The organism is Variovorax sp. 20P10.2.4 (assembly GCF_058244205.1).
Map to the genome: position 1 here is coordinate 1 of NZ_JBZAYE010000284.1, position 9,022 is coordinate 9,022.

Consider the following 9,022-nt stretch of genomic DNA (forward strand, 5'->3'; position numbering starts at 1 on the left):
CCGAGGTGCCCACGCCCGCCGAGCAGCTCGAGGCGCGCCGTGCGCTGCAGCTCAAGCTGCTGACCAAGCGCGGCGACCCGGCACCGGCCCAGACCTGGGGCCAGGACGCCGGCAAGGTGCTCGCGGCTGCACACGACGCGACCAGCGCGCGGCGCCTGCAGAACGCGCTGAAGGCGCTGCTGCGCAAGTAAGCGGCCGAAGCGCCGCCGCGGGCCCGGGTGCCCGTGGCGAGCCCGGCATTCCTCGGGCCGCTTCGCGCGGCCCTTCCTTTTTCCGACCACCGACGATCGCCGCATGGCCTCCACACCCGACGTTTCCCCCGTACTGATCGCCGGCGGCGGCATCGGCGGCCTTTCGCTCGCGCTGACCCTGCACCAGATCGGCGTGCCCTGCCGTGTGTTCGAGGCGGTGCCCGCGCTGCAACCGCTGGGCGTGGGCATCAACCTGCAGCCCAACGCGGTGCGCGAGCTGCACGAGCTCGGCATCGGCAACGACGTGCTCGACCGCATCGGCATCCAGGCGCGCGAGTGGGCGCTGGTCGGGCGCAACGGCAACGAGGTCTATGCCGAGCCGCGCGGCCTGCGCGCGGGCTACCGCTGGCCGCAGTACTCGGTGCATCGCGGCGAGCTGCAGATGCTGCTGTACCGCACGGCGCTCGAGCGGCTCGGGCCGGAGGCCATCCAGCTCGGCCAGCGGGTCGCGGGCTATCGCAACGGCGAGCATGGCGTCACCGCATTGATCGAGTCGCGCGACGGCCAGCGCAGCGAGGTCGAGGGCCGCCTGCTGGTGGCGGCCGACGGCCTGCATTCGGCCGTGCGCGCGCAGATGCATCCGCAGCAGCCACCGATCCAGTGGGGCGGCGCCATCATGTGGCGCGGCACCACGCCGGGCGTGCCGGTGCGCAGCGGCGCGTCCTTCGTCGGCGTCGGCTCGCTGCGGCACCGCGTGGTGCTCTATCCGATCTCGCCGCCCGATCCCGCCACGGGCCTGGCCACCATCAACTGGATCGCCGAGATCACGGTCGACAACGCCGAGGGCTGGACGCAGGGCGACTGGAACCGGCGCGTCGAACTGAGCGACTTCGCCCATCACTTCGAGGGCTGGGACTTCGGCTGGCTCGACGTGCCCTCGATGCTGCGCGGCGCGAAGGAGGTCTTCGAATACCCGATGATCGACCGCGACCCGGTGCCGACCTGGGTCGACGGCCATGTCGCGCTGCTCGGCGATGCCGCGCACGTGATGTACCCGGTGGGTTCCAACGGCGCGAGCCAGGCCATCGTCGATGCGCGCGTGCTCGGCGCTTCCATGCTCTCGCACGGCGTGACGCCGGCGGCGCTGCGCGCCTACGACGAGCGCCTGTGCGCCGACATCTCGGCACTGGTGCTGCGCAACCGCGGTGCCGGTCCGTTCGGCCTGCTGGGTTTGGTCGACGAGCGCTGCGGCGGCGTGTTCGACGACATCGAGCAGGTCATTCCGGCGGCCGAGCGCGAGGCCTACATGGCACGCTACAAGGCCGCGGCCGGCTTCGCGATCGAGACCCTCAACGCGGCGCCGTCGACGATCGCGCCGGGCGCGCGGGTCGCCATCTAGCCTCGGCTCTGCGGCGGCCCGAAGAAGCGGTCGAACAGTTCGAGCACGCCCGGAAAATCGCGCCCGAAGTTCGCGCGGTTCACGAAGTAGGCCTCGCAGGCCACCGCGAAGAATTCGCCGATCGAGGTCGCGCCATAGTCGTCGAGCCAGGGCGGCTCGGCGCCGAAGCGCTCGGCCATGATGGTCTGCTCGCGGAAGGCCTCGTAGGCGGGCTGCAGCACGCCGAGCCAGGCCGCGCGGGCCTCGCGCGCATTGCGGCTGCCCGCGAAGCCCGGCGGCAGCGGCGGGCAGCCGTCGGCATCGCCGCCGCGCATGTCGATCTTGTGGGCGAACTCGTGGATCACGACGTTGTAGCCACCCTCGCTGGTGACGCCGCTGGCCAGCACGTCCTGCCAGCTGAGCATCACCGGGCCATGGTCCATGGCTTCGCCGGCCACCACTTCCTCGTACTCGTGCACCACCGAGGCCTCGTCGACCACCTTGCGCTGGGCGACCACCTCGGAGGGATGCACCACGATGCCGACGAAATCGTCGTACCAGACCAGGCCGCCGCGCAGGTGCAGCACGGGCAGCACGGCCTGCGCCGCGATCGCGAGCGCGACCTCGTCGGTGATGACGAAGCCCTGGGCACCATGGAACTGCTTGTCGCGCAGGAACTGCGCCGTGAGCACGCGCAGCCGCTCGACGTCGGCGGCCGGGCGCTCGGCCAGGAAGGCATAGCGCGCGAGCGTGGCCTGCCAGGCGGCTTCGGGAATCGGGGGCAGGGCGCGCGGATGGCGCAGGCGGCGCAGCCAGTCGAGCATTGCGTCGGCAACCCCTAGCGCAGATCGACGCGCTGGGCGCCCGCGGGAGACAGGCACAGCAGCTGCGCACGCGGCGGATGCGCGGCGGCATCCCAGTCGCTGAGCACGAGGCGGCGCAGGCCGCCGCCGAGGTCGTGGTCGGCGGGACGGTGCGTGTGGCCGTGGATCAGCGTGCGCGCGTTGGCGCGCGCGAGCCAGTCGCGCGCGGCATCGGCATCGACATCGGCCCAGACCACCGAGGGATCGCGCTTGCGGTCCTCGCTCTGCACGCGCATCGCACGTGCGAGGGCACGACGCTCGGCGAGCGGGCGCGCGAGAAAGGCCGACTGCCATTCGGGCGTGCGCACCTGGGCGCGAAAGCGCAGGTAGTCGGTGTCGTCCAGGCACAGCGCGTCGCCATGGCTCAGCAGCCAGCGTTCGCCGTGCAGCACCAGCACCGTGGGATCGTCGAGCAGCGTGAGACCGCTTCGGGCGGCGAGCGCGGCGCCGACGAGGAAGTCGCGGTTGCCGTGCATGAAGAACACCGGCAGCCGCGCGGCCGTGCGGCGCAGCAGCTCGGCGCACTGGGCCTCGAAGCCCGGCTCGGCGGCCGCGTCGTCACCGACCCAGACCTCGAACAGGTCGCCGAGGACCACCAGCGCGTCGGCCGGCGTGGTCTCGAGATAGCCGCGCCAGGCCTCGAAGGTGGCGGGCTCGCCGGCCTGCAGGTGCAGGTCGGAGATCAGGTCGACGGTGCGCCATGCGGCAGGCGCCACCAGTTCCGCGAAGGCCGCGGGAGGCGTGGCTGCCGTGTTCATGCCGCCGTCGGCCGTGCCGTCATTCGCCGACGACGACGGCCTTCTCGATCACGACGTCCTCGAGCGGCACGTCGTCATGGAAGCCCTTGCGGCCGGTCTTCACGGCCTTGATCTTGTCGACCACCTCGGTGCCCTTGACCACCTTGCCGAACACGGCGTAGCCCCAGCCCTGGGCCGAGGGCGCGGTGTGGTTGAGGAAGCCGTTGTCGGCCACGTTGATGAAGAACTGCGCGGTGGCCGAGTGCGGCGCGCTGGTGCGGGCCATGGCGACGGTGTAGACATCGTTCTTGAGGCCGTTGTTGGCTTCGTTCTCGATCTCGGCGCCGGTGGGCTTCTGCTTCATGCCGGGCTCGAAGCCGCCGCCTTGCACCATGAAGCCGGGGATCACGCGGTGGAACACCGTGTTGTCGTAGTGGCCCTTCTTCACGTACTCGATGAAGTTGGCGGCCGACTTCGGCGCCTTCGCGGCGTCGAGTTCGAGCGTGATGACGCCGAGGTTCTGGATATGCAGGTCGACTTGGGGATTGCTCATGCTGATGCTCCTTGAAAGGGGTGGATGCCTGGCGGGGCCGGCTTACTTCGCCAGGGTGGCGGACTGGATCACGACGGGCGTGACCGGCACGTTCTGCATGCCGTTCTTGTTGCCGGTGGCGACGCCGCGGATCTTGTCGACCACGTCGGTGCCCGCCACCACCTTGCCGAACACCGTGTAGCCGTAGCCATCGGGGTTGGGGGCGTTGAGCGAGTCGTTGTTCTTCACGTTGATGAAGAACTGCGAGGTGGCCGAGTTCGGGTTGCCGGTGCGCGCCATGGCGATCGTGTACTTGTCGTTCTTCAGGCCGTTGCTCGCCTCGAGCGGGATCGGCGCGCGCGTGGGCTTCTGCTGCAGGTCGGCCGTGAAGCCGCCGCCCTGGATCATGAAGCCGTCGATCACGCGGTGGAAGACGGTGCCGTCGTAGTGCTTGTCCTTGACGTACTGCAGGAAGTTCTCGACCGTCTTCGGCGCCTTGGCCGCATCGAGCTCGACCACGATGTCGCCGGCCGAGGTCGCGAGCTTCACGCGCTGCTGCGCCTGGGCATGGGCCGTGGCGGCGATGGCGAGGGTGGCCGCGAGCACGAGGGCGCCGCGGCGGCTGAAACGGGAGAGGGCTTGGATCGTCAAGGAAGAGCTCCGTGTCCGAGGGATGAAAAGGATGAAGGCTGGCCGTGAGAGCGCGAGCCTGCGGCAAACGTTCCGGCGTGCGGCTGCGCGGGTGCGTGCGAGCGGCTGGCTTTCGCCGCCTACTTGCTGGTGCGGCCGACCGGCTTGCGCACCACGGGCGCGGCGCCGGGCAGTGCGGCCGCGTCGGCCTCGGTCTTCGGCGTGAAGATCTGGCGGATCAGTTCCAGCTTCGGCGCGACGCTGGTGTTGGTGGTCGCGAAGCGCTGGGCCTTGGTGTAGGACTGGGCAGCGAGGCGCGCATACACGTCGCCGAGGTTTTCCTCGGCCGTGGCGTAGTTGGGGTTGAGCTTGAGCGCGGTCTCGAGCGCATCGCGCGCCTTGTCGAACTGGCTCTGCGAGGCATAGAGCGCCGCGAGGTTGTTGTAGGGCTCGGGCAGCTCGGGGAAGTCCTGCGTGAGCTGGGTGAAGGTCTTGACGGCCTCGTCCTTCTTGCCCTGCTCGGTGAGGATCACGCCGCGCAGGAAGCGCATCTGCGGATCGCGCGGCTTGCCGGCGATGTAGGTGTCGGCCTTGGCCAGCGCCTCGTTCGATTTGCCCTGGCGCAGCAGCAGGTTGACGTCGTCGTAGTCGTTGGCCTGGGCCGCGGAGGCCCACAGGCCGAACAGCAGGGCGATGGCGATCGAAAGTCTGGGAAACACGGCGTTCTTCATGAAGCCTCTGCAAAAGTGCGGCACGAATGCTGCGGAATTGGGGGCGGGGTGGAGCCGGGTCGGGAGCAAGCCTTGCGCTGCGCAAGGGCTCGAAAACACCCGGAAGAAGACTCGGCGGCAGCCGTTTATACTGCCCGGCATTGTAGCCGAGGGGCCCTGTCCAGCCGCCTCGTCGCCACAGCCCCATCACCCCTGAAAACACCGTCGTTCGCCCGCATCGCACGAGCGCGACACGACGCTTTCCGAATCTCATGAGTCTGCGCATCTACAACACGCTTTCGCGTGAACTGGAGGAGTTCTCCCCTTTGCGGCCCGGTCAAGTGCGCATGTACGTCTGCGGCATGACGGTCTACGACTTCTGCCACCTGGGCCATGCGCGCTCGATGATCGCCTTCGACGTGGTCCAGCGCTGGCTCAAGACCAGCGGCTTTGCCGTGACCTACGTGCGCAACATCACCGACATCGACGACAAGATCATCCGCCGCGCGGTCGAGAACGGCGAGAGCATCCGCGCGCTGACCGACCGCATGATCGATGCGCTGCACGAGGACGCCGATGCGCTTGGCATCGAGCGCCCCACGCACGAGCCGCGTGCCACCGAGTTCATTCCGCAGATGCTGTCGATGATCGGCACGCTCGAGCAGAAGGGCCTGGCCTACCGCGCGCCCAACGGCGACGTGAACTACGCGGTGCGCAAGTTTCCCGGCTACGGCAAGCTCAGCGGCAAGTCGCTCGACGAGCTGCATGCGGGCGAGCGCGTGGCCGTGCTCGACGGCAAGGACGATCCGCTCGATCCGGTGCTCTGGAAGAGCGCCAAGCCCAGCGAGCCCGACGAGGTGAAGTGGGCCAGCGAGTTCGGACCCGGCCGCCCGGGCTGGCACATCGAATGCTCGGCCATGGCCTGCGACCTGCTGGGCGAACGCTTCGACATCCACGGCGGCGGCGCCGACCTGCAGTTCCCGCACCACGAGAACGAGATCGCGCAATCCGAAGGCGCGACCGGCCAGGCGCCGTTCGCGCGCACCTGGATGCACAACGGCTTCATCAACGTCGACGACGAGAAGATGTCCAAGAGCCTGGGCAACTTCTTCCTGATCCGCGACGTGCTCAAGAAGTACGACGCCGAGACCATCCGCTTCTTCGTCGCGCGCACGCACTACCGCAGCCCGCTGAACTACAGCAACGTGCATCTCGACGATGCGCGCAATTCGCTCAAGCGCCTCTACACCGCGCTGGACGCGGTGGCGCCGGCGAGCGTGGCGATCGACTGGACGCAGCCGCACGCGGCCCGCTTCAAGGCCGCGATGGACGAGGACTTCGGCACGCCCGAGGCGATCGCCGTTCTGTTCGAGCTCGCGGGCGAGGTCAACCGCACGCGCTCGGCCGAGAGCGCGGGCCTGCTCAAGGCGCTGGGCGGCGTGCTCGGCCTGCTGCAGGACAGCCCCCAGGCCTTCCTGCAGGCGGGCAGCGCGCTCGACGACGCGGCCATCCAGGTGCTGATCGCACAGCGTGCCGATGCCAAGGCCGCGAAGAACTTCGCCGAGGCCGACCGCATCCGCAAGGAGCTGCTCGACCAGGGCATCGTGCTCAAGGACTCGCCCACCGGCACCACCTGGGCCGTTGCCCAGTGAACGGAACGACCAATCCCATGCCCACCCTGCCCAAGACGAGCGTCGAGATCATCACGCCGGACTATTGGGAGGAGGCCTGCAGGCACCTGTCCAAGAAGGACCGCGTGATGAAGCGGTTGATTCCGCAGTTCGGCGACGCCTGCCTCGAGTCGCATGGCGACGCCTTCGTCACGCTGGCGCGCAGCATCGTCGGGCAGCAGATCTCGGTGAAGGCCGCGCAATCGGTCTGGGACCGCTTCGCCGCGCTGCCGCGCAAGCTCACGCCGCGCAACGTGCTCAAGCTCAAGGTCGACGACATGCGCGCGGCCGGCCTGTCGGTGCGCAAGATCGACTACCTGGTCGACCTGGCGCTGCACTTCGACTCGGGCAAGGTGCATGTCGACGCCTGGAACGACATGGCCGACGAGCTCATCATCGACGAGCTCGTCGCCATCCGCGGCATCGGCCGCTGGACCGCCGAGATGTTCCTGATCTTCCACCTGATGCGGCCCAACGTGCTGCCCGTGGACGACCTGGGGCTGCTCAACGGCATCAGCGTCAATTATTTTTCGGGGGATCCGGTCAGCCGCAGCGATGCCCGTGACGTGGCTGTGGCCTGGGCCCCGTATTGCAGCGTGGCGACTTGGTATATTTGGCGCTCTCTCGACCCGGCGCCGGTCGTCGCATACTGAAAAACAGGAGAAGACGTTGGCGAAACGAACCTTCCTAGACTTCGAGCAACCCATCGCGGAACTCGAAACCAAGATCGAAGAATTGCGCTATGTGCAGACCGAATCCGCGGTCGACATCTCGGAAGAAATCGATCAGCTCGGCAAAAAGAGCCAGCAGCTCACCAAGGACATCTACAGCGACCTGACGCCCTGGCAGATCACCAAGATCGCACGGCATCCGGAACGCCCCTACACGCTCGACTACGTCCACGAGATCTTCACCGACTTCGTCGAACTGCATGGCGACCGCCACTTCTCGGACGACCTCTCGATCGTCGGTGGTCTCGCGCGCTTCAACGGCACGCCCTGCATGGTGCTCGGCCACCAGAAGGGCCGCGACACCAAGGAGCGCACCGCGCGCAACTTCGGCATGAGCAAGCCCGAGGGCTACCGCAAGGCGTTGCGCCTCATGAAGACGGCCGAGAAGTTCAAGCTACCGGTCTTCACCTTCGTCGACACGCCCGGTGCCTATCCTGGCATCGACGCCGAGGAGCGCGGCCAGTCCGAGGCCATCGGCCGCAACATCTTCGAGATGGCGCAGCTCGAGGTGCCGATCATCGTGACCATCATCGGCGAGGGCGGCTCCGGCGGCGCGCTGGCGATCTCGGTCGGCGACCAGGTGCTGATGCTGCAGTACTCCGTGTATTCGGTGATCAGCCCCGAAGGCTGCGCGTCGATCCTCTGGAAGACCAGCGAGAAGGCGCAGGAAGCTGCCGACGCGCTTGGCATCACCGCGCACCGTCTCAAGGCCCTGGGCCTGGTCGACAAGATCGTGAGCGAGCCGGTGGGTGGCGCGCACCGCGACCATCGCCAGATGGCCGCCTTCCTCAAGCGCGCGCTCAACGATGCGTTCCGCCAGGTCAGCGACCTGAAGCCGCGCGAACTGCTCGACCGCCGCTACGAGCGCCTGCAAAGCTACGGCCGCTTCACCGACACCAAGGCCGACGCCGGCCGCTGAGCCGGCCGCGGCACCGCCATGACCGCCGCCTTCGAACGGGCCATGGCCGCGTTCGAGCCGGCGTATCTGCCGCTGGCCGTGGGCTTCAGCGGCGGCGCCGATTCCACCGCACTGCTGGCGGCCTGCGCCGCGCGCTGGCCGGGTCAGGTGCGTGCCTTGCACGTGCATCACGGCCTGCAGTCGGCGGCCGACGATTTCGAGCGCCATTGCCGCGCGGTCGGCGAGCGGCTCGGCGTTCCCGTGAGCGTGCGGCGCGTCGATGCGCGCCATACGGCCGGCGACAGCCCCGAGGATGCGGCGCGGCGCGCGCGCTACGAAGCGCTGGCAGCAATGGCGCGCGAGGAGGGCGTGCGCGCCATCGCGCTGGGCCATCACGCCGACGACCAGATCGAGACCCTGCTGCTGGCCCTGTCGCGCGGCGCGGGGCTGCCGGGTCTTTCGGCCATGCCCGCGCATGCGTTGCGCGGCGGCATCGACTTCCACCGGCCGCTGCTCGCGGTGCCGAGCAGCGAGATCCGCGCATGGCTCGCGGCCACCGGGCTGCCCTGGATCGAGGACCCGACCAACAGCGACGCGCGCTTCACGCGCAACCGCATCCGCGCCGTGCTGCTGCCCGCGCTGGCCGAGGCCTTCCCGCAATTCCGCGGCACCTTCGCGCGCA

10 protein-coding genes and 1 pseudogene are annotated in these 9,022 nt (G+C 68.8%); 6 read left to right on the top strand and 5 right to left on the bottom strand.

Going from position 1 to position 9,022, the window contains the following annotated elements; all coding sequences use genetic code 11:
• Positions 1–191: pseudogene (locus AC27VN_RS23520) on the top strand (hypothetical protein); the annotation flags it as partial.
• 103 nt (positions 192–294) lie between these two features.
• Positions 295–1,590, top strand: a complete 1,296-nt coding sequence (locus AC27VN_RS23525; RefSeq protein ID WP_490878067.1) for a flavin-dependent oxidoreductase — start codon at positions 295–297, stop codon at positions 1,588–1,590.
• On the opposite strand, the gene AC27VN_RS23530 is transcribed toward AC27VN_RS23525, so the two are convergent.
• The 5 genes from AC27VN_RS23530 to AC27VN_RS23550 form a co-directional block, all read right to left on the bottom strand.
• Positions 1,587–2,393, bottom strand: coding sequence for a M90 family metallopeptidase (locus tag AC27VN_RS23530; protein WP_490878068.1), 807 nt, complete (start codon positions 2,391–2,393; stop codon positions 1,587–1,589). The genes AC27VN_RS23525 and AC27VN_RS23530 overlap by 4 nt on opposite strands.
• Before the next feature lie 14 nt (positions 2,394–2,407).
• Positions 2,408–3,190 (bottom strand): UDP-2,3-diacylglucosamine diphosphatase, encoded by a 783-nt coding sequence (locus tag AC27VN_RS23535; protein WP_490878069.1) that lies wholly within the window; start codon positions 3,188–3,190, stop codon positions 2,408–2,410.
• A 19-nt stretch (positions 3,191–3,209) separates the two neighbouring features.
• Positions 3,210–3,722: a peptidylprolyl isomerase gene (locus tag AC27VN_RS23540; protein WP_093344304.1), complete on the bottom strand. Its 513-nt coding sequence runs from the start codon at positions 3,720–3,722 to the stop codon at positions 3,210–3,212.
• 42 nt (positions 3,723–3,764) lie between these two features.
• Entirely contained in the window at positions 3,765–4,352 is a 588-nt protein-coding gene (locus AC27VN_RS23545; RefSeq protein ID WP_093344303.1) for a peptidylprolyl isomerase, read from the bottom strand.
• A 119-nt stretch (positions 4,353–4,471) separates the two neighbouring features.
• A complete protein-coding gene (locus AC27VN_RS23550; protein ID WP_093344301.1) occupies positions 4,472–5,062 on the bottom strand; it encodes a tetratricopeptide repeat protein in 591 nt (196 codons plus the stop codon).
• Between the two features lie 251 nt (positions 5,063–5,313).
• Here AC27VN_RS23550 and cysS point away from each other — a divergent pair, with 251 nt between their 5' ends.
• From cysS to tilS, 4 genes are all read left to right on the top strand, one after another.
• Complete coding sequence (gene cysS, locus AC27VN_RS23555; protein ID WP_296792976.1) at positions 5,314–6,693, top strand: cysteine--tRNA ligase; 1,380 nt, start codon at positions 5,314–5,316, stop codon at positions 6,691–6,693.
• Positions 6,694–6,710: 17 nt separating this feature from the next.
• On the top strand, positions 6,711–7,364 hold the full coding sequence (locus tag AC27VN_RS23560) for a DNA-3-methyladenine glycosylase family protein (protein WP_093344298.1): 654 nt from the start codon (positions 6,711–6,713) through the stop codon (positions 7,362–7,364).
• Between the two features lie 16 nt (positions 7,365–7,380).
• Complete coding sequence (locus tag AC27VN_RS23565) at positions 7,381–8,361, top strand: acetyl-CoA carboxylase carboxyltransferase subunit alpha (RefSeq protein ID WP_093344296.1); 981 nt, start codon at positions 7,381–7,383, stop codon at positions 8,359–8,361.
• An 18-nt stretch (positions 8,362–8,379) separates the two neighbouring features.
• A partial coding sequence (gene tilS, locus AC27VN_RS23570) for a tRNA lysidine(34) synthetase TilS (RefSeq protein WP_490878070.1) occupies positions 8,380–9,022 on the top strand: 643 nt, incomplete at its 3' end.